The sequence below is a fragment of the Microbacterium schleiferi genome (assembly GCF_020781975.1).
GTDB lineage: Bacteria > Actinomycetota > Actinomycetes > Actinomycetales > Microbacteriaceae > Microbacterium.
Window position 1 is genome coordinate 122466 of the sequence record NZ_JAJGNI010000003.1, and the last position, 19238, is coordinate 141703.

19 protein-coding genes are annotated in these 19238 nt (G+C 67.3%); 7 read left to right on the plus strand and 12 right to left on the minus strand.

The annotated features are described in order from the left end of the window. Positions 1-18: 18 nt before the first annotated feature. The gene (locus tag LL236_RS04570) at positions 19-1341 is read right to left on the minus strand and encodes a bifunctional o-acetylhomoserine/o-acetylserine sulfhydrylase (RefSeq protein ID WP_228177616.1); all 1323 of its coding nucleotides are present in this window, start codon (positions 1339-1341) and stop codon (positions 19-21) included. 138 nt (positions 1342-1479) lie between these two features. Here LL236_RS04570 and LL236_RS04575 point away from each other — a divergent pair, with 138 nt between their 5' ends. Further along, complete coding sequence (locus LL236_RS04575) at positions 1480-2256, plus strand: SDR family oxidoreductase (RefSeq protein WP_228177617.1); 777 nt, start codon at positions 1480-1482, stop codon at positions 2254-2256. Between the two features lie 129 nt (positions 2257-2385). Here LL236_RS04575 and LL236_RS04580 read toward each other — a convergent pair whose 3' ends face one another. Next, positions 2386-3894 (minus strand): MFS transporter, encoded by a 1509-nt coding sequence (locus tag LL236_RS04580; protein ID WP_228177618.1) that lies wholly within the window; start codon positions 3892-3894, stop codon positions 2386-2388. Positions 3895-3957: 63 nt separating this feature from the next. Here LL236_RS04580 and LL236_RS04585 point away from each other — a divergent pair, with 63 nt between their 5' ends. The 3 genes from LL236_RS04585 to LL236_RS04595 are packed head-to-tail and all read left to right on the plus strand — an operon-like array spanning position 3958 to position 5808. Then, positions 3958-4458 carry a phosphoribosyltransferase gene (locus LL236_RS04585; protein ID WP_228177619.1) on the plus strand — a complete coding sequence of 167 codons (501 nt, stop codon included), beginning with the start codon at positions 3958-3960 and terminating at the stop codon, positions 4456-4458. A gap of 3 nt (positions 4459-4461) precedes the next feature. After that, positions 4462-5160, plus strand: coding sequence for a uracil-DNA glycosylase (locus LL236_RS04590; RefSeq protein WP_228177620.1), 699 nt, complete (start codon positions 4462-4464; stop codon positions 5158-5160). A 9-nt stretch (positions 5161-5169) separates the two neighbouring features. Beyond that, positions 5170-5808 carry a GNAT family N-acetyltransferase gene (locus LL236_RS04595; RefSeq protein WP_228177621.1) on the plus strand — a complete coding sequence of 213 codons (639 nt, stop codon included), beginning with the start codon at positions 5170-5172 and terminating at the stop codon, positions 5806-5808. Here the strand turns inward: LL236_RS04595 and LL236_RS04600 are convergent. The 6 genes from LL236_RS04600 to LL236_RS04625 all read right to left on the minus strand — a co-directional run bounded on the left by LL236_RS04600 (position 5741) and on the right by LL236_RS04625 (position 11917). Then, positions 5741-6589, minus strand: coding sequence for an ABC transporter ATP-binding protein (locus tag LL236_RS04600; RefSeq protein ID WP_228177622.1), 849 nt, complete (start codon positions 6587-6589; stop codon positions 5741-5743). The genes LL236_RS04595 and LL236_RS04600 overlap by 68 nt on opposite strands. After that, positions 6586-7377 (minus strand): ABC transporter ATP-binding protein, encoded by a 792-nt coding sequence (locus LL236_RS04605; RefSeq protein WP_228177623.1) that lies wholly within the window; start codon positions 7375-7377, stop codon positions 6586-6588. Before LL236_RS04605 ends, LL236_RS04600 begins: the two co-directional genes overlap by 4 nt. After that, positions 7374-8303 carry an ABC transporter permease gene (locus tag LL236_RS04610; RefSeq protein ID WP_228177624.1) on the minus strand — a complete coding sequence of 310 codons (930 nt, stop codon included), beginning with the start codon at positions 8301-8303 and terminating at the stop codon, positions 7374-7376. The genes LL236_RS04605 and LL236_RS04610 overlap by 4 nt, the downstream gene beginning before the upstream one ends. After that, positions 8300-9250 (minus strand): ABC transporter permease, encoded by a 951-nt coding sequence (locus LL236_RS04615; RefSeq protein ID WP_228177625.1) that lies wholly within the window; start codon positions 9248-9250, stop codon positions 8300-8302. Before LL236_RS04615 ends, LL236_RS04610 begins: the two co-directional genes overlap by 4 nt. 83 nt (positions 9251-9333) lie before the next feature. After that, on the minus strand, positions 9334-10845 hold the full coding sequence (locus LL236_RS04620; RefSeq protein WP_228177626.1) for an ABC transporter substrate-binding protein: 1512 nt from the start codon (positions 10843-10845) through the stop codon (positions 9334-9336). 124 nt (positions 10846-10969) lie between these two features. Beyond that, positions 10970-11917 carry an alpha/beta fold hydrolase gene (locus LL236_RS04625; RefSeq protein WP_228177627.1) on the minus strand — a complete coding sequence of 316 codons (948 nt, stop codon included), beginning with the start codon at positions 11915-11917 and terminating at the stop codon, positions 10970-10972. 126 nt (positions 11918-12043) lie between these two features. On the opposite strand from LL236_RS04625, the gene LL236_RS04630 reads away from it, so the two are divergent. Beyond that, positions 12044-12757 carry a tyrosine-protein phosphatase gene (locus LL236_RS04630; protein ID WP_228177628.1) on the plus strand — a complete coding sequence of 238 codons (714 nt, stop codon included), beginning with the start codon at positions 12044-12046 and terminating at the stop codon, positions 12755-12757. Here the strand turns inward: LL236_RS04630 and LL236_RS04635 are convergent. From LL236_RS04635 to LL236_RS04650, 4 genes are all read right to left on the minus strand, one after another. Then, entirely contained in the window at positions 12747-13160 is a 414-nt protein-coding gene (locus tag LL236_RS04635) for a Fe-S oxidoreductase (protein WP_228177629.1), read from the minus strand. The genes LL236_RS04630 and LL236_RS04635 overlap by 11 nt on opposite strands. Before the next feature lie 65 nt (positions 13161-13225). Further along, positions 13226-14041 (minus strand): arginase family protein, encoded by an 816-nt coding sequence (locus tag LL236_RS04640; RefSeq protein ID WP_228177630.1) that lies wholly within the window; start codon positions 14039-14041, stop codon positions 13226-13228. A 12-nt stretch (positions 14042-14053) separates the two neighbouring features. Then, the gene (locus tag LL236_RS04645) at positions 14054-14791 is read right to left on the minus strand and encodes a PspA/IM30 family protein (protein ID WP_228177631.1); all 738 of its coding nucleotides are present in this window, start codon (positions 14789-14791) and stop codon (positions 14054-14056) included. Positions 14792-14833: 42 nt separating this feature from the next. Further along, the gene (locus LL236_RS04650) at positions 14834-16858 is read right to left on the minus strand and encodes a TPM domain-containing protein (RefSeq protein WP_228177632.1); all 2025 of its coding nucleotides are present in this window, start codon (positions 16856-16858) and stop codon (positions 14834-14836) included. Between the two features lie 139 nt (positions 16859-16997). Between LL236_RS04650 and LL236_RS04655 the strand changes: the two genes are divergently transcribed. After that, positions 16998-17837, plus strand: a complete 840-nt coding sequence (locus LL236_RS04655; protein WP_228177633.1) for a DUF3097 domain-containing protein — start codon at positions 16998-17000, stop codon at positions 17835-17837. Between the two features lie 108 nt (positions 17838-17945). After that, positions 17946-19235: a mannosyltransferase family protein gene (locus LL236_RS04660; RefSeq protein WP_228177634.1), complete on the plus strand. Its 1290-nt coding sequence runs from the start codon at positions 17946-17948 to the stop codon at positions 19233-19235. Positions 19236-19238: the final 3 nt, after the last annotated feature.

Here is a 19238-nt window from a genome sequence, read left to right on the forward strand (position 1 = left end):
TCGGGTGCGACGCGCAGGTCAGGCGTTGGCTGCGGCTCCGACGCTGCGTGCTGCGGCGAGGGCATGGGCAAGGTCGGCCTTCAGGTCCTCGATGTTCTCGAGACCGACGGAGAGGCGAACCAGCCCAGGAGTCACGCCAGCGGTGAGCTGCTGCTCGGGGGTGAGCTGCGAGTGGGTGGTGGATGCCGGGTGGATGACGAGCGAGCGCACGTCTCCGATGTTGGCGAGGTGGCTGAACAGCTCGAGAGAGTCCACGAAGGCGCGACCGGCGTCGACCCCGCCCTTGAGCTCGAACGAGAGCACAGCGCCGACGCCCTTGGGTGCGTAGGTGTTCGCGGCGGCGTACCACGGGGAGGTGGGCAGACCCGAGTAGTTCACTGCCGCAACGTCATCCTGGTTCTCGAGCCATTCGGCGATCTCCTGGGCGTTCTGCACGTGACGCTCGATGCGCAGCGACAGGGTCTCGATGCCCTGCAACAGCAACCAGGCGTTGATCGGAGAGATCGCCGAGCCGAGGTCGCGCAGCAGCTGGACGCGTGCCTTGATGATGTAGGCAAGACCGTCGCCGACAGCCGTCGTGTAGGACGCGCCGTGGTAGGACGGGTCGGGCTCGGTGAGGCCGGGGAACTTCTCGACGTTCTGCGACCACGCGAACTTGCCGCCGTCGACGATGATGCCGCCGATGGTGGTGCCGTGACCGCCGAGGAACTTCGTCGCCGAGTGAATGACGATGTCGGCGCCGTGCTCGAGCGGACGGATGAGGAACGGGGTCGCGATCGTGTTGTCGACGATCAGCGGTACGCCGTTCTCGTGGGCGACGGCGGAGACCGAGCGGATGTCGAGGACGTTGATCTTCGGGTTGCCGATCGTCTCGGCGAAGAAGAGCTTCGTGTTCGGGCGGACCGCGCGACGCCACTCCTCGGGGTCGTCCTGGTTCTCGACGAAGGTCGTCTCGATGCCGAGCTTGGCCAGCGTGTACTTGAAGAGGTTGTACGTGCCGCCGTAGATCGAGCTCGACGAGACGATGTGGTCGCCGGCCTGGGCGATGTTCAGGACAGCGAAGGTCTCGGCGGCCTGGCCGGAGGAGACGAGGAGGGCACCGCTGCCGCCCTCGAGCGCCGCGACGCGCTGCTCCACGACGTCCTGCGTCGGGTTCATGATGCGGGTGTAGATGTTGCCGAACTCGGCCAGGGCGAAGAGGTTCTGGGCGTGGTCGGCGTTGTCGAACACGTACGAGGTGGTCTGGAAGATCGGGGTCGCGCGCGACTTGGTGGTCGGGTCGGGTGCAGCGCCGGAGTGGATCTGCTTGGTCTCGAACTTCCAGTTCTCGGGTGCGGACATGGTGTGCTCCTTGAGTCTTCGGGGTCGGTCGGCGGGTCGACCGGCCACCACCGAGAGTACGAACATGAGCCCGTGTCAACAACAGTGCGGAAATGTGACGTAACACTCGGGCGGTCCCGCGGCGGCTAGCGTTGAGGTATGACCAGACGCGCTGTGGTGACGGGGGCAAGTTCGGGAATCGGCGCGGCGACGGTGCGCCGGCTGCGCTCGAGCGGATGGGAGGTCGTCGCTGTCGCGCGACGCGCCGAGCGCCTGGTGGCGCTGCAGGCGGAGACTGGTGCCGTCGCGTTCGCGGCGGATCTCACGACGGATGCCGACATCGACGCTCTGACGCAGTTCCTCGCCGGCTCCGGCGCCGTGCACGCCCTTGCGCACATCGCCGGCGGAGCTCGTGGCACCGACCGTGTCGAGGACGGCGAGGCGTCGGACTGGCAATGGATGTACGACGTCAACGTCCTGGCGGTGCAGCGGCTGACACGGGCACTGCTGCCGCAGTTGCGCCAGAGCGCGGCATCTGACTCTCACGCCGACCTCCTCTTCGTGACCTCTACCGCCGCGCAGGTGGCCTACCCCGGAGGCGGCGGGTACAACGCCGCCAAGGCAGCCGAGTCGATGCTTGTCAGCGCCCTGCGCCTCGAGCTGAACGGCGAGCCGCTGCGCGTCGTCGAGATCGCCCCCGGAATGGTCTACACCGAGGAGTTCACGCTGAACCGCGTCGGCGGTGACCGCGAGCGGGCTGCGGCAGTGTACGAGGGCGTGCAGCATCCGTTGACTGCGGAGGATGTCGCTGACGTCATCGGCTACGCCCTGGAGGCGCCGGGCCACGTGAATCTCGACCTCGTCACCATGCGTCCCGTTGCCCAGTCGGCGCAGCACCTGCTGGCCCGCGGTCCGCTCCGGCCCCGCCTCTCGTAGCCCGACCGCTCGCCCTGCACCACCGGTCACGAGTGTGCGGTCGTTGTGTGCGGATGCTGCGCATTTATGTGCCGCAGTTGCGCACAATAGCAGCACACATGTGAGACTGCGCCGCGCTCGGGTGAGCGGTCAGGTCATCTGGGAGCTGCCCCGGGTCGCGTCGAGTTGACTCGTATCGGTGTCGGCGAAGGCCACCTTCGGAACGAACAGCAACAGCAGGGCCGCGAGGAACCCGCCGCCGGCGCAGATCGCCCAGACGGCGAGATAGCCGCCGAGGGATGCTGCGGTCTCGCTGGCAACTGCTCCGGCGCCTGCAGCCAGCAGCACCCCGAACACGGCTGACGCGAAGGCGCCGCCCACAGTCTTGGTGGTGTTGGTGAGCGCCGACGCGATCCCGGTCTGTCCGCGGGGCGCCGCAGCTGCCGCAGCAGCCGGAAGCGCCCCGACCAGGGCTCCGGAGCCGAGGCCCGCGACCATGAGGTTCAGCAGGACCTGCCACAGCTCGAGGTGGAACGGCAGGAACAGCGTGTAGCCGATGCCGACCAGAAGCGAGGCGCCGATCAGGATGAGTCGCGGGTTGGCGCGCCGGGACAGGATGGCGAAGATGATGGCGCCGATGATGAGGGAGAGCAGGTAGACGCCGATGACGTAGGAGCGCTGCGAGGCAGACAGTCCAAGACCGTAACCGAGGGAGGAATCGGTGCCCGCGTATGTCGACAGCGGCCCCTGGGCGCCGAGCAGGCTGATTCCCACGAGGAAGGCCGTCGTCTGCACCGGCCACATCTCGGGACGGCGCAGGACGCGGATGTCGATAGCGGGGTCGTCCTGGCGCAGTTCAAACTTCACGAACCAGACGAAGACGGCGAGTCCTGCGGCGAAGAGTGCCACTACCCACCACCACGCGTTCTCGCCCAGATCCAGCTGCGGGATCATGCGCATGTAGACGAGGGCGCCGGTGACCAGCAGCAGGCCCCAGGTCAGCAGCACGAACCCCCACGTGTCCAGGCGCCGGCCGGGCGTCGGCTCGGACTCGGGAACGCCGAGCCAGATGACACCGGCAATGAGGGTGACCGCGATCGCGGGGATCATCATCGTGACGGTGAGATCGCCGCCGGTGGCTTCGAAGATCGCTCCTGCGGCCAAGGCGCCGGCTATCGCACCGGCCTGCAACCCGACGACCAGGAGCCCGGCTGCGCGTCGAGTGGAAGAGACACCCCGGTTCTGGCGGCGACCGCGCTCGAAGATGAGCGCGACCTCGAGGGGCAGCCAGACGACGTAGAACCCCTGCAACGCCCAGGCGATCAGGAACGTCCAGAAGTCTCCCGCGAACACGAGCCACCAACTGGCAGCGGCGGTCAGGATCGACGAGATCAGCAGGATGCGCTTGTGCCCGTACATGTCGCCGAGCTTCGCGAGAATCGGAACGACGATCGCAGACAGCAACAGCTGGGCTGCCTCGAACCAGTTCACGTCCGAGTCATGGATGCCGAGGTCGATGACGATGTCGCTGAAGAGCGGAACGTAGTAGCCCTGGATGATGCCGCTGACGAATTCGACGAGGATGAACCAGCCGATCAGCCCTGCAGTGATTCCCAGGCCCGTTCCGCGCAACCGGTCGAGGGCGGATGCGGCGGGCATGCCCGCGAGAATAGCACCGCGGCCGCGCCTAGTCTGGTGCGGGGGCAACCGAGAGGAGAACCGGTGACGACCGAGCGGGAAACGTTGACGTGGCAGGGGTTCGGAGATGCGACGCGCGAGCTCTCCCGCACGATCGTGGCTGACGGGTTCATGCCCGACGTGGTAGTCGCCATCGCCCGCGGCGGGCTCCTGCCTGCCGGTGCCATCGCCTACGGCCTGGGAATCAAGAACTGCGGGGCGATCAACGTCGAGTTCTACACCGGCATCGGCACTGTGCTCCCCGATCCCGAGCTTCTGCCTCCCGAGATGGATATGGCCTACCTCGATGGCCGGCGCGTCCTGCTCGTGGATGACGTCGCCGACAGTGGGCGCACGCTCGACCTCGCGGTGCGCCTCCTGATCGATCGAGGCGCGATTGTGCGCAGCGTCGTCATCTACACGAAGCCGACGACGATCATCCGTCCGGACTGGTCCTGGAAAGACACCGACCTGTGGATCGATTTCCCGTGGTCGTGGCAGGGGTCGGTCATCGAGCAGGATGCCGCGGTGAGGGAATCGGCCTGACCCATGGCGATGTCTCTGCCAGAGCTCGCCGACGCGGGTCTGATCGACAGTGGCTGGGCCGATGCGCTCTCCCCGGTCGCCGATCAGATCGCGGGCATCGGGGAGCGCCTGCGGGCCGAGGTCGCGGCGGGGCGGCGCTACCTGCCGGCAGGAGATCGGGTCCTTCGCGCCTTCGCCCGGCCGCTGGCGGACGTGCGGGTCCTCATCGTGGGGCAGGATCCGTACCCGACGCCGGGTCATCCCATCGGTCTCTCGTTCGCTGTCGACGCCCACGTCAGGCCCGTGCCCCGAAGCCTCGCGAACATCTACCGAGAGCTCGACGACGACCTCGGCATCCGGCCTGCTTCCCACGGCGATCTGTCGGCCTGGAGCGATCAGGGCGTCATGCTGCTGAACCGCGTCCTCACGGTGTCGCCGGGCGCTCCCGGCTCGCACCGTGGCTGGGGGTGGGAGGCTGTCACGGAGCACGCGATTCGCACGCTGGCAGCACGCGACCACCCCCTTGTCGCCATCCTGTGGGGGAGGGATGCCGCGGGCCTGCGCTCGCTGCTGGGATCGACTCCGATCATCGAGTCGCCGCATCCCTCGCCCCTGTCTGCAAGCCGCGGATTCTTCGGATCGCGACCCTTTTCCCGTGCCAACGAGCTGCTCGAGCAGCAGGGCGCGGATCCGATCGACTGGCGCGTGGAACCGTCGGCGTAGGCTGATCTCATGCTGGAAGAGGAATACGAGAAGAAGCGGCGGCTTCCCTTCCATCTGCGACGGCGGCCGGAGCCCGAAGGGCCGTTCAGCTACGTCATCCGTGCCGCGGAGGAACGCGACATTCCCGACATTCGGGAGATCTACAACTACTACGTGCGCAACTCCGTCGTGACCTTCGATGAGAAAGTGTGGTCGATCGCCCAGTGGCGCGAGAAGTTCGCGTTTCTGCGCAAACTTGACCTGCCCTTCCTGGTGGCACAGTCACCGTCAGGCCAGATCCTGGGGTACGCGCTCGTCCAGCCTTGGGCAGGGAAGTCGGCTTATCGCTACACCGTGGAGAATTCCATCTACCTCGGTCAGGCAGCTGCTGGAAAGGGGCTCGGGCGGGCCCTGCTCGAGGCGCTCATCGAGGCCTGTCAGCGGAAGGGTATTCGCGAGATCGTCGCAGTCATCAGCGACAAAGGCGCTGAGGCGTCAGTGGCACTCCACGAGCGGCTGGGCTTCACGGAAGTCGGCCGAATGGGCCGCGTCGGCTTCAAGTTCGGGCGGTGGCTGGGAACGATCTACCTCCAGAAGTCGCTCAAGCCGGTGAAGAAGGGGCTCTTCCGTCGCGGCGGTCCTCCGCGGGAGTCTCGCCCGGGGGAGTGATCGAGGGGATCGCCGCCAGGAGCGCCCGCGTGTAGTCAGCCTCCGGTGCGCGCAAGACGCGGGAGGTCTCGCCCCGCTCCACGATCCGTCCGTCCTTCATGACCACCACCCGATCGCACAGGTTCTGCACGACTCCGATGTCGTGGGAGACCATGATGATCGTCATCCCCTCGTCCTGTCTGAGTCGGTCGAACAGACCAAGGATCTGGGCTCTCACCGTGACATCGAGCGCCGACAGCGGCTCGTCACCGACGAGCAGGCGGGGGCGGTGCACGATCGCTCGCGCGAGAGCGATTCGTTGACGCTGACCCCCAGAGAACTCGCGCGGGAACCTGTCGGCCGCCGCGGCATCCAGACCTACCTGTGTGAGGACCTCCCGCACCCGCGCTCGCCGGTCCCCGGTGACGCCAAGCGCCCACAGCGGTTCGCCGACGATGCGCCCCACGCTCATACGAGGATCGAGCGAGGCGTAGGGGTCCTGAAAGACGATGCCGGTCTCCCGACGAAGCCACCGCAGCGATCTCGCCGATGACGACGCGTCTACCTCGCGGCCGTCGATGTGGACCGAACCTGAGGTCGGTCTGTCCAGGCCGAGGAGGAGCCGGACAAGGGTGGATTTGCCCGACCCGGACTCGCCAATGACGCCAAGGGCGTGTCCTTCTTCGAGCGTGAGGTCGACAGCATCCAGCGCCGTTGTGACAGCGGGCTTCGCGAAAAGCCGCGTGGACGGGGTGCGGTGACGTCGGGTGAGACCCTCGGCGCGGACGAACTCGGTGCTCATGCGTCGCTGCCCTCGCCCCGCCACAGCGTCGCGGTAGCGTCCCTGAGCAGTCCCTGGGTGACAGTCGCGCGGGGCTCGCTGAGCAGGCGGGAAACCTCGCCGGCCTCGACGACGCGACCGCGCTCGAGTACCACCGCCTGGGTCGCGATCTGCGCGAGCACTGCAAGGTCGTGAGTAATGAACAGCAGCGACATGTCCTCGTCGGCGGTGAGGCCGCGCAACAGATCGAGGATCTCGGCCTGCACTGTCGCATCGAGCGCCGTCGTCGGTTCGTCGGCGATGAGCAGCCGGGGCCTGCATGCGAGTGCCATGGCGATAGCCACGCGCTGGCGCTGGCCCCCGGAGAGCTGGTGCGGATAGCGCTTGATGATGGCCTCGGGCTCGGGCAGCATCACGCGAGCGGCCTCGGCGATGGCACGCTCCCGAAGCTCGCGGCCTCGCAAGCGCTCGTGGATGCGAACCGACTCTGCGATCTGACGTCCGACTGTCCGGACAGGATTGAGAGCTGTCAGGGGATCTTGGAACACGATTCCGATCTCGTCGCCCCGGAGCTTGGCGAGAGCCCGCTCCTCAAGGCCGAGGATCTCCTGTCCCTGCCACCTGACGCTTCCCGACGCCGTCGCACCTTCGGGCAAGAGGCCCATGATCGCGAGCGCCGTCAGGGACTTGCCTGATCCGGATTCACCGATGAGTCCCACAGCGCCGCCGTTAGGGATCCCGAACGAGACACCGTCGACGACGCGCTCGCCGCCGATCTCGACGGTGAGGCCCTGCACTTCGAGGCTCATGAGACCACCTCGGGCATATGCGTGCGCGACGCACGCGCTGCGCCGGTCCTGGAGACCAGAGTCGGGTCGGATGCCTCTCGGATGCCATCGCCGAGCAGGTTCAGCCCGAGCACCGTCACCGTGATCGCCAGCCCCGGCCAGAGAACGGCGAGCGGGTACACGGTGAGGTAGTCCTGGAGATCCTGAAGCAGGACTCCCCAGGAGGGCTCGGTCACTGGAGCACCGAACCCGAGGTACGACAACCCGGCTTCGGCGAGCACAGCGACTGCCATCGCCCACGACAGCTGCACGATGAACACCGGTGCGACGTTCGGGAGGAGGTGGCGCCACAGATTCTGCGTCGGGCTGAGGCCGGCCGCAGTTCCTGCGAGCACGAAATCGCTGTGCAGGACGCGTCGCAGCTCGGGTCGCGTGACGCGGGCGATGTTGACGCCGAAGCCGATTCCCACCGACCAGATCACGACCCACAGCGACCCGCCCCACACGGCGGAGATCATCATGGCCACGAGCAGCACGGGGAACGCCACAAGGATGTCGATGAGGACCGCCACCGATTCGCGAACCCAGCGCGTGGTGAGAGCGCCAAGGCTCGCCAGGGCGATTCCGAGCACTGTGGCCACGACCGCCGACCCGGCTGCCACCCAGAGCGTCGTCCCTGCGCCGGCCATCACGAGGCTCAGGATGTCGCGCCCCGCGCCATCCGTACCGAGCAGGTGCGGCCAGCTGGGCGGAAGCCAGCGGTCTTGCACGTTGACCTGCTGCGGATCGAACGGTGTCCATATCCAGGCGATCAGAGCCACCAGGATGATTCCCACGACAACGCAGATCCCGAAGCGTCCCGTCGGCACCGCCCATACGCGACCGAGCCACCGCGCCCGAGTCGGTTGCTGGGGTGTGCGGCGATCGCCATCTGGAGGGGGAGTCACGACGCCTCCCGTTGCCTGGGATCGAGAATCCGGTGGAGCAGGTCGACGAAGAATCCCACGATCAGTACGAAGCCCGTGAGGGCCAGCAACTCGCCCTGCACCTTGGGTAGATCACGTGCGCCAACATCGTCAACCAGCATGCGGCCGATGCCGGGAAGGGAGAAGAGCTGCTCGATGATGACTGCGCCCACGATGATTCCGGCGACCTGGAGCCCGAGGACCGTGATGACCGACAAACCGACGTTCGGCAGGCCGTGCCGGATGAGCGCCGTGGTGCGGGTCAGCCCCTTGGCAGCTGCTGTGCGTACGTAATCCTGTCCGACGGCTTGGAGCGTCGCACTGCGCACGAAGCGAAGCAGCATGGCGCCTTCCACGATCCCGATCGTGACAGCGGGGAGGATCAGCGAGCGCACCGCGGCGGCCGGGTCGTCCCATCCGTTGCGCGGGAACCCCTGCGCCGGCAGCCACCCCAGCCATACGGCGAAGACGACGACAAGCATCATGCCGGCCCACACCACCGGCACAGCCGCGACGGTCTGCGCGCTGACACTCATGATGGTGCCGCGGCGGTGGCCGCGCCAGATCGCGGAGGCCACACCGAGCGGAACGCTGAAGAGAACCGCGATGGACAGCGAAAGGATGCCGAGGGGCACCGTGACCTGAGCCTTCTCGGCGAGTTCTTCTGCCACCGGGGTGCCGGTCAGTAGCGACGCGCCAAGGTCTCCCCGAAGGACCCCGCCCACCCAGTCGAGATACTGCGCGATCAACGGCTTGTTCAGCCCGAGCTGCTCCCGGATGCCCTCGATCTGCGCAGGCGTGCTGTTTGTGCCCGCGATCAGCTGGGCTACGTCTCCGGGAAGAACACGAAGCGTCACGAAGATGATCGCGCTTGCCACGGCGAGCCCCACCGCGAGCAGCCCGAGCCGGGTCACGACGTACCGGGTCACGGGTCGCTCCGGATGAGCGACACCGCCCGCGCCGCCGGGGCGGGCGCGGGCCGACGCATCACGATGACCCCGTCAGTCTCGCCTCAGCCCGCGATCTTGGCGAGGTTGGCGAGGTTGAGTCGTTCGTTGACGTTGATGGAGGGCATCCCGGTGACGTTCGTTCCGACGGCGACGATGGATGCGCCGTTATAGAGCCAGTCTGCGGCTGCGTCTTCGGAAACGATCCGGGCAGCCTCGGCCAGGAGGGCTGCAGCTTCGGTCTCGTCAGTTGCGGCAAGCGACTCCTGGTAGAGCTCCTGCACCTCGGGGTTGTCGTAGGTGAAGTAGTAGTCGGGGTTCGCCCAGTTCTCGAAGTCGCGGGCTTCGGTGTGCAACACGAAGCTGAGGTCGTAGTCCTTGTTGATGTAGACGTCGTTGATCCAGGTCGGGAAGTCGACGCTGTTCACCGTGAGGGTGATACCTACCTCGTTGAGGTCGGAGACGAGTATCTGCGGGATCGTCGTCGGGTAGAAGGACGGGATCGTGAGCGTCAGATCGAGATCCTCGGCGCCTGCGTCTGCGAGTAGCTGCCGCGCGGCGTCGGGGTCGTACGGTGCGACGTCGGAGAGGTCCTCATAGCCGGGGTCAAGTTCCGGGATCGGGCCGTAGAGAGTCTGGCCCGCGCCGAATGCGTCGGTGAATGCAGAGTGGTCGATCGCCTGACGGATCGCCTGCCGCACGCGCTGATCTGCCAGCGGGCTGCCGGCGGACTGGTTCATCGCGAGCGTGCCTTTGTCGGTCGACTGCCCGAGCACGACCTCGAAACCGCCGTCTGCTTCGATCTGCTCGGTGAAGTTGGCGTCGAACCCCGTGACGACGTCGACCTCGCCGGCCAGTGCCGCGTTCAGGGCAGCCTGCGTTTCGGGGATGTAGTCGAACACCACTTCTGCCGTGGCTGCCGGTTCGCCCCAGTACGCGTCATTGCGGACGAACGTGATCGAGTCGCCCTGGCGCCACGAGTCGAGCAGGAACGGGCCGGTGCCGTTGGCGGCGGTGGCGTACTCGACGGTGTCGCCCTCCTTGAGGATCAGCCCGGCACGACCGGTCAGGTTCCACAGCAGGCTTGAGTCGGGTTCGGAGAGGGTGAGCGTGATGTCCTGCCCCTCGGCGGTGATCGACGCAATGTTTGCGAGGCGAGCCGAGTCAGCCCATTCCGGGGTGTCGCGGCGAGTGGTGAGCGACCACACGACATCCTGCGGAGTGAGTTCCTGCCCGTCGCCGAAGGTCACACCCTCGCGCAGAGAAAACGTGTACGTCAGCCCATCCGGCGACACGTCGTACTCTTCGGCGAGAACAGGGACGATGTCTTGCTCCGGGGTGCGGCCGACGAGCCCCTGGTAGACGTTGTCGATGAGGATCTGGTCGAGCGCGGCGCCCGCGGTCTGCCGGATGTCGAGGTTCCCCGGTTCCAGAACGAGCCGGATCGCGACAGATGCGTCAGGGTCAGGAGCCCCCGTCGCCGTCGATGCGGGGTCACTGCTTCCGGTGCAGGCTGTCAGAACGAGGGCGCTCGCGGCGAGCAAGGCCGACGCGGCCAGAGCGGTGCGGCGGAACATGGGAGTCCTTTCCGGGGGGCATCCGCTGCGAAGGTGGTGGGCACGCGGAGCACGAAGGGGATCTGCGGTAGATAACTCTAGGGTCCGGTTGCTGTGTTCCCCTCATCGAGAGGCGAACGTGACGTCATCGTTGCCCGGCGCCGCGCAGCTCCGTGATGGTTTGAGCGAGTGCAAGCGGAGCCTCTTCCTGCACGTTGTGACCCGTGGGGAGGGTGACGACGACGGCATCGGGCCGGCGCCTCGCGAACTCCGCCGCATCTTCGCTCGTCACGAAGCCTTGTTCGGCGCGGATCAGCGACAGCGGCGCTGTCACGGCGGCGATATCGTTCCATCCCGTCGCCGACAGGATCTCGGAGAGCGCATCCTGCTGCGCGTCGACCTGGGCGGCAAGCTCGGGCGCTGCCGCGAGGGCCGACGCCAGGTGAGCGAAGTGGTGCTTCCATTCGACGCGTCCGTCTTCGCGTACTCGCGAGTTCAGGTACACCCCGCGTTCGGCCTTCTCGCGGGTACCCCCACCGAGGCCGAAGGCCAGTGCGCGATCAACCAACTCGTCGCGGCTGGCCCAGTCGGTCGGTCCCGCGAAGAACGCCCGGATCTGCGCAGCCTCTGCGTTGGGATCGATGCCCGGGGTGATGTCGATCATGATCAGTTGCGTCACGAGCTCGGGAACGGATGCCGCCAGCGCAGCACCGGTCAGACCTCCCAGCGAGTGTCCGACGACGAGCTGTGGCGCCGACGTCCACGCCCGGATGCCCGTTGCCACATCCGGAGCGAGGTTCGCCGCGGCATAGGCGGCGTCAGGCCGCCAGGACGAATCGCCGTGGCCGGGGAGGTCGATCGCGAGGGCGGGCAGACCCAGCGCCAGGATCGTCGAGTCCCAGGTGTGGGCGTTGAGGCCCGCGCCGTGGACAAAGGTGACCACTGGCGGTGTGTCACCGAAGCGGAGGGCGCTCAGGGTGCGTCCGTCGTCGAGAGCGAGGGAAATGCGCTCGACCGGTGGGAGATCGCCTGCCACTCCGACGCTGCGAGCGTCAGTGGCCAGAAACCGGAACTCATCGTCGGGCGTGGTCATCGCTGTCCGTCCTCGGCTGCTTGGGCGTGGCTTGGGCAATGACACTATTGTGGCCCCGCTCTGGCGGCGGCGACGACCGGGTGCGCGCAGCCGCAGGTCACTCTGCCCGGGATAGGGTCGAGGAACGTGAGCACACTCGACATCTCCGGCGCAATCAACTTCCGGGACACCGGTGGTCTGCCGGCCGGCGTCTCGCGGACGCGGGCGGGTGTGCTGTACCGGTCGGGGAACCTCGCGCGGCTCGATGAGGACGGCATCCGTGCTTTCTCGGGTCTCGGCATCCGTCGCGTCATCGACCTTCGCGACGACGCCGAAGTCGCCGGCGCGCCCAGCCGATTCGATGACCGCGAACTCGTGGTCCAGCGGGTTCCGCTGTTTCTGGGTTCGGTGGCCTCGTTCTTCGTCGAGGACGTTCCGCTCACGGAGATGTATCGCCGCCTCGTGGAGGACTCCGCGGCCCGTGTGGTCGAGGTCGTTCGTGGCGTTCTCGCCGATCAGCCGGTCCTGGTGCACTGCACGGTCGGCAAAGACCGCACGGGAGTCACCGTGGCCATCACGTTGGCAGCCGCCGGGGTCGACCGGGACGCCGTAGTCGCCGACTATGCGCGGACGGAGGCGCTCTTGCCGCCCTCGCGCAACCGCGACGTGGTCGCACGCATCCGGCAGTTCCACCCGGAGTCAGTCAACCTCGAGGAACTGGCGACGAAGTCGCCGGCGGCGGCGATGTCGAGGCTCCTCGCGAGCTTGGACGCCGCGTACGGATCGCCGCGAGACTACCTGCGCGCCCACGGCATGAGCGATGACGAACTCGTCGCGCTGGACGAGGTGCTCATCGACTGACGGCTCTCTTCGGCCGCTGCCGCGGGATGTAGTTGCCGTCCGCGAGGCCCGCCTCGATCTCGAACCGGTTGCGCAGCGGGTTACGGCCGGCGAGCTGGTAGAGCAGCGGCATGAGCATCCCATACCGCCGCCATTGCCTGGCGTGGACGAGCTCATGCCGCAGCACGCGCGGGCCGTCGTTGTCGGCAGTGAGGTAGCAGGCGCCGACGCAAACGCCGCCACGCGGGAACGTCCACGAGGGCATGCCGGAAAAGACATACAGCACCGTGTCGTCGGCGCCTCGATGCTGCCGCACCCTGCCGGTGCTCCACAGGAACCCCCAGACGAAGCCGATGGCGGTTCCGACGACGGCGCCGGCGCGCGAAACCGAGGAGTCCAGCAGCGGAAGCCAGCGATCCAGCATCCGACCTCGCGCGACGGCTCGCTCCGCGCTAGCCTCCCACCCCGGTGGCGGGGTTGGAATCGGGGTCACGCCACGGCCCCGACCAGGCGCAGGATCGTCGGCATGTCCTCGATCGCGGCATCCGCAGACGCGGGAGAGAACTCTGCGATCGTCGCCCCCGCGAGGGGGAAGCGGTCACGCAGGGCTCGGACGGCGGCGATGACCTCGCTGGCAGTCGGCCCGAACGGAACGGGCAAGGACACCCCTGTCATGACGGAGGGATCGAGGACGTCGAGGTCGATGTGAACGTAGACCCGTGACGCGCCGGTGTCGGCCACAGCGGCGACCAGCGCCTCGGGATCCACCAGGTCCCCGGGCAGCACCCGGCGAATGCTGTGTTCATCGATGTACTGCTGCTCGGCGTCGTCCAGTTCCCGAGTGCCGGCCAACACGAGCCGATCGGGCGTCAGGATGCCGCGGGCAAGTCGGAGCCGATCCGCTCCGTCTCCGAGAGCTGCGCGCAGCACCATGCCGCAAAACGCTCCGCTGGGTGAGGACTCCGGGGTGTTCAGATCGGCGTGCGCATCGAGCCAGACGACCGCAACATCCTCGGCGGCGACGGCCTCCAGTGCACCGAGGGACACCCCGCAGTCCCCGCCGATCACCACCACCGGTTCCGATCTAGCGGCTACGGCATCCCGAACCAGGTCGCGGATGCGTCCGAGTGAGCTGGCGCGACGGATGCCCGTGTCCAGACTTTCACCGGCTTCGACCGGCACCTCCAAGCGGGTGCAGGCCGAAGCCGGGAGGTCGCCCGCGATGGCTTCGGCGCCGTCGATCAGCTGCATCGCGCGAGCCGACCCGGAGCCCTGCCACTGCGGGGCGATGACGAAGTGAGCCATCGGCGAGTTCGATCAGCCTTCGATGGCGGGCTTCGCGGCGCCGCCGGACTTCAGGGCGGCCAGACGAGCTTCGACCTCCGTGAGTTCGCCAAGGTCCTCGAGGCTCTCGAACTGGGCGTCCAGGCTCGAGGCGGCAAGTTCGGTCTTGCCCTGCGCGATAGCTTCCTGGCGGCGTACCTTCTCTTCGAAGCGGCCGAGCTCGCTCGTCGGGTCGAGGACGTCGATCGACTTGACGGCATCGACCACCTTCGTCTGAGCCTCGGCGGTCTTCTGACGCGCGACCAGCTCGGCGGACTTGGCCTTGAGCTGCTCGAGCTTCTGCTTCATGCCGTTAAGGCCGTCCTTGAGCTTGTTCACGACCTCGGTCTGCGACGCGATCTGCGGTGCTGCTGCCTTCGCCGAGTTCTCGGCTGCGATCTGGCGCTGGAGGGCAACCTTGGCGAGATTGTCGAACTTGTCAGCATCCACGGAATCGCCCGCCGCGCGGAACTCATCGGCCTTGCGGCTCGCGGCAAGCGCCTTGTTGCCCCAGTCAGACGCTGACTGCAGGTCTTCCTGGTGGTCGCGCTCGAGCAGGCGCAGGTTGCCGATCGTCTCAGCGATTGCAGCCTCGGCGTCCGCAATGTTGTTGGTGTAGTCGCGCACCAGCTGATCGAGCATCTTCTGCGGGTCCTCGGCCTGGTCGAGCATCGCGTTGATGTTCGCCTTCACGAGGGTGGAGATGCGTCCGAAGATGGACTGCTTTGCCATCGGTGTGTCCTTTCGTCTGGATGTGAGTGGTGATGATCGTGCCTAGAAGCGGCCTCCGCCGCGGCGGCCCCGGGATCCCCCGCCGCCGAACCCACCGCCGCGGGATCCGCCGCCGAATCCGCCGCGGCCGGAACCCCCGCCGAATCCGCCGCGGCCGGAACGCCCGCCGAATCCGCCGCCCATGGCGCCGCCGAATCCACCGCGCCGCGAACCGCCGCCGCCGGAGAGGATCGAATTGAGCACGATGCCGCCGAGGACCGCGCCCATCATGCCGTTCGATCCACCGCTGCGGGAGCCGCCGTACCCGCCGACGTCGAAGGCCCCCACATCGCGCTGCGCGGCCTGGATCGCCTGCGCCGCGAGCTGCTCGGCGCGCTGCGCGTGCGGGATGGCCTGCGCCGGATCGGAAACCTGGACCTGCTGCGCGGTGGCCAGGCTCGCGCGCGCCTCGGCCAGCCTCGTCCGGGCCTGTGCGCCGACCGCGCCGCGCCGGGCAGCGATGAAGTCGTCTGCAGCGGAGATCTGAGCACCTGCCTGCGCCGTGATCTGCGCGAGCGCTTGCTGGGCTCGCAGCGCCTGGGCCTGAGCATCCCGCGCTGCTTGCAGCACCTCGTCAATCTGCCGGTCCGCCTCCTGGAGTGCGTGCAACGCCGCGAGCGGGCGCTGCTGGGAGGCATCCAAGAGAGCGCGGGCCGACGCGACCTGTTGCGTCGTGCTGGCAGCCACGCTGGCCAGACGCCCATCGGGATCGGGAAGTGCGCGCGCGGTAGCGATGTCGGCCTCGAGCCCGGCGATGACGCTCTGCGCGGTCGTTGCAGCCTGCCGAAGGTCCCGTGCCAGCGTGTCGATCGCGTGCTCCAGCTGCAGTGCTTGGGCTATAGCATCCTCGGCGCCGCGAATCGCGACCGCTGCCTCTGCTGTCTTGCCGGCAGCGAGGTCCTGCCGGGCTTTGGAGAGCGCAGTGTCAGCGAAGGCGATGCGCTCGCGGACCTGCTCGGGGTTGTCAGCAACGGTCGCAATGGCGTCCGGGTGAAACGATGCCTCGAGGTCAGAGAGCGCGCGTTCAGCGCCGGCTATGCCGGCTGAGGCTTCTTCGCGGTCCTGGGCAACGCGCTCGAGCGCTTGCGGAGCGGTGCGCTCCAGCTCGCGCAGTGCTTCGAATTCCGCGGCCTTCTCATCGAGCGCTGCGTTCGCCTTCTTGCACAGGTCGAGAATCGTGAGGTTCCACTCGCGGATCTGAGCCTCAGTGTCGGGTTCGGCATCGTCGAGGCGCTGCTGCAGTGAGAACGCCTCCGTGAGGCTTGTTCGTGCAGCAGCGAGGGTCTTCTCGAACTCGGCAGCTGCAGCGTCGCCGAACTGCGCGCGAGCGAACCCGAGTTCCTGGGTGCTGGTTGTGATGGCGTCGTCGGTTGCGACGAGTGCTGATGCGGCGCGCCGTGCGAGCTCATCGAGACTCACCGCCTGCGGACCAGCTTTTCGCTTTCGCCGCGAACGGATGACGATCCACAAGACCAGGCCAGCAAGGGCGGCAACCACGACCACGAGCAACACGACCGCGAAGAAACCGCCGCCCCCGGATCCGCCGGTGAGCGCTGTCTCAAAGCTATCGGCTGCCGTTGTGATCGCCCCGAGGTAGTCACCGGAGCTGAGGAAGGGCTTGAGATCCGCCTCGATTGCCAGCAGTTGGTCTTCGCTCAGAGGACCCGACGAGTCAGCTGAGATGGTGAACTGCCGGGAGTCGGTGGCAACCGCGAGAAGGTACTGGCTTTGCCCGAGCCCGTTGTCATACGCAACGGCATCAGCCCACTCGTTCCTGTCGGACGGATTGGTGAAGTCGTCGACGAATACGGCATAGAGATCAACCCCGGTCGACGCGTAAAGATCTGCCAGCCGGGCGTTGGCCGCTGCCTCATCTGACGTGCTGAGCGCATCGACCTCGTCGAGCACGTACGCAGAGTCGAGCGTGACCGGGTCGGTCGCGAACGCGGGTGCCGCGGCGCTGAGCGGCGCCGCGAGCGCGATAGTGAGCGCGCTCGCGACCGCCCCGAACGACCACCGAGTCGGCATCGATTTCCCTCCTGGCGCGCCACAGCCTGCGCCCTTCGATCCTATTGATCCCGTGCGCCCGTGCGGAAGCGCTCCGCGGGGCGCACCGGATCCTCACAGCGTGCGTCGTAGGGTGAGTGCCCGGAAGGCAGGTGCGGTGGTGGATGATCGCTATGGAACTGACGTGCTCGCAAACGGCTGGCGCGGCCACGGGCGCTCCGAGAGTGCGAGCGTGCCGGCAGAGCGGGGTCTTGTCATCGAGGTGCAGGCAGACGGATTCTGTGGCGCGGTGACCCGGGCGGATGCCGCGACCGTGGAGCTCGAGGACCGCTTCGGGATGCGACGCAGATTTCCGCTGGGACCCGGATTCCTCCTGGACGGCTCGCACGTCGTGCTCGTCGCTCACCGGCCCGCTGCATCGCGGCAACCCCAGCGCACGGCATCCGGTTCGTTCGCGGCTCCCCAACAGCGGGCGCGCGTCGCCCGGGCAAGCCGCATCCTCGTCGAGGGTCGCCATGACGCGGAGCTGGTGGAAAAGGTCTGGGGAGATGACCTGCGTGCCGAGGGTGTTGTGGTCGAGTACCTCGAAGGAATCGACCGCCTCGCCGCCATGCTCGATGAGGAGCCCCCATCGGCGAGCCGCCGGTACGGCATCCTTGTCGATCACCTCGTTCCGGGCTCGAAAGAGGCGCGCATTGCCGCAGAGATCACCCGCGGACGGCATGGCAAGAGCGTTCTCATCGTCGGCCATCCCGAGATCGACGTCTGGCAATGCGTCAGGCCCGGGTCGCTCGGGCTTCGCGCGTGGCCGACCGTCCCACGCGGCGTCGACATCAAGGTCGGGACGTGCCGCGCCCTCGGTTGGCCGAGCGATACCCCCGCGGACCTGGCGCGTGCCTGGCGTCGGATCCTCGGTGCGGTCGACAGCTACCGGGACCTCGAACCCAGCTTGCTCGGCCGCGTGGAAGAGCTGATCGATTACGTCACAGAACCGCAGTAGGGCACGCCGCACGACAGGTGAATGGAGCGGCACGAGGTTCCCAGCTCGGTGCTGGCATACTAAGAAGAAGGGGTTCTCGCCTCCTTTTGTGTGCGCGAAAGGTCACCAGTGGTTCCCACCTCTCGACAGGATGTCGCGCTCTCCCCTCGGAGAGCCCCCTCCTCCCGGAGATGGCGAGGCGTTCCTCGCGCTCTCGGTGCATGGCTTGCCGACCTGACCTCGCCGCGCGTCGGCGTTGAACCGATCGCATCGGGGACGCTGACAAAGGTCGTCGGAATCTGGGCGATCGGCCGCGCAGTGAACTTCGGGCTGCTGTGGATGTTCTTCGAGATCTCGCGCCTCGCCGACCTGGGATTCGGTCCGTTCGGCATCCACGTGCGCAGCTTTCTCACGTTCCTCACGGGGTGGGATGCCGACCATTACCTCAACATCGCACGCACCGGCTATCCGATCCGGCTTCCGATGGAGGAGGGGATCGTCCAGACCAACGACTGGGCGTTCCTCCCGGTCCTGCCGTTTCTCGAGCGGGTGGGTTCTGACCTCACCGGCGTGAACGAGGGAATCATCGGGGTCATCGTGAGCATCGCGGCAAGCCTCGGCGCGACCCTCGTGCTCTTCCTCCTGCTGAGGCGCGTGACCACGCCGCAGGCATCCTGGTGGGGCATCGTGCTGTTCACGTTCGCCCCGCTCTCCTTCGTCTACGTGCTCGCGTACGCCGAGTCGCTCTTCCTGCTGCTCGTTTTCACAGCCCTGCTCCTCGCGATCAAGCGCCAGTACCTCCTCATCCTGCCCGTGGGTGTGCTCGCCGCCTATACCCGCCCCGGCGTCCTCGCTCTTGCGCTGGGCCTTGGCATCGTATTCCTGGTGCGGTGGATGCAGCACCGCACCGATCCATTCCCCTGGACCCAGCGCCTCAGCCTTGCTGCGAGCGGGATAGCGATCGCGTCGGCGGGTCTGTCGTGGACCTACATCGCCGATGCCGTCACCGGCATTCCGCACGCCTACGTTCGCACCGAGACCGCCTGGTGGATTCCCCTCGTCGGTACCGGCGACTTCGTGCCGTTGACGCCGTGGTTCCGGTTCTTCGGCACGTACCTCAACGTGTTCGGCATCCTCGTCGTACTGGCGATCATGGCGGCGTTCGCCTGGTGGATCTTCTCCAAGCCGACGCGCAAGCTGGGCCTGGTGATCGTCGCGTACGCGGCTAGCTACGGCCTCTACCTCTTCGGCGTCTTCCTGCCGCAGCAGTCGACTTTCCGCCTCATGATGCCGCTCTCACCGCTGCTCGGCGACGAGCGCTTCTCATCGACGCAGCATCGCAGGCAATGGCTCCTGCTGGGCTGTCTCGGTCTGCAGGTGGTGGCGGTGTTCCTGCTGTGGACCATCGGGTATCCGTGACCG

What these genes read in the sequence shown, in the direction of transcription:
- LL236_RS04570 (WP_228177616.1), bottom strand. Translation starts at nt 1,341, where the DNA reads ATGTCCGCACCCGAGAACTGGAAGTTCGAGACCAAGCAGATCCACTCC.
- LL236_RS04575 (WP_228177617.1), top strand. Translation starts at nt 1,480, where the DNA reads ATGACCAGACGCGCTGTGGTGACGGGGGCAAGTTCGGGAATCGGCGCG.
- LL236_RS04580 (WP_228177618.1), bottom strand. Translation starts at nt 3,894, where the DNA reads ATGCCCGCCGCATCCGCCCTCGACCGGTTGCGCGGAACGGGCCTGGGA.
- LL236_RS04590 (WP_228177620.1), top strand. Translation starts at nt 4,462, where the DNA reads ATGGCGATGTCTCTGCCAGAGCTCGCCGACGCGGGTCTGATCGACAGT.
- LL236_RS04595 (WP_228177621.1), top strand. Translation starts at nt 5,170, where the DNA reads ATGCTGGAAGAGGAATACGAGAAGAAGCGGCGGCTTCCCTTCCATCTG.
- LL236_RS04600 (WP_228177622.1), bottom strand. Translation starts at nt 6,589, where the DNA reads ATGAGCACCGAGTTCGTCCGCGCCGAGGGTCTCACCCGACGTCACCGC.
- LL236_RS04605 (WP_228177623.1), bottom strand. Translation starts at nt 7,377, where the DNA reads ATGAGCCTCGAAGTGCAGGGCCTCACCGTCGAGATCGGCGGCGAGCGC.
- LL236_RS04620 (WP_228177626.1), bottom strand. Translation starts at nt 10,845, where the DNA reads ATGTTCCGCCGCACCGCTCTGGCCGCGTCGGCCTTGCTCGCCGCGAGC.
- LL236_RS04625 (WP_228177627.1), bottom strand. Translation starts at nt 11,917, where the DNA reads ATGACCACGCCCGACGATGAGTTCCGGTTTCTGGCCACTGACGCTCGC.
- LL236_RS04635 (WP_228177629.1), bottom strand. Translation starts at nt 13,160, where the DNA reads ATGCTGGATCGCTGGCTTCCGCTGCTGGACTCCTCGGTTTCGCGCGCC.
- LL236_RS04640 (WP_228177630.1), bottom strand. Translation starts at nt 14,041, where the DNA reads ATGGCTCACTTCGTCATCGCCCCGCAGTGGCAGGGCTCCGGGTCGGCT.
- LL236_RS04645 (WP_228177631.1), bottom strand. Translation starts at nt 14,791, where the DNA reads ATGGCAAAGCAGTCCATCTTCGGACGCATCTCCACCCTCGTGAAGGCG.
- LL236_RS04650 (WP_228177632.1), bottom strand. Translation starts at nt 16,858, where the DNA reads ATGCCGACTCGGTGGTCGTTCGGGGCGGTCGCGAGCGCGCTCACTATC.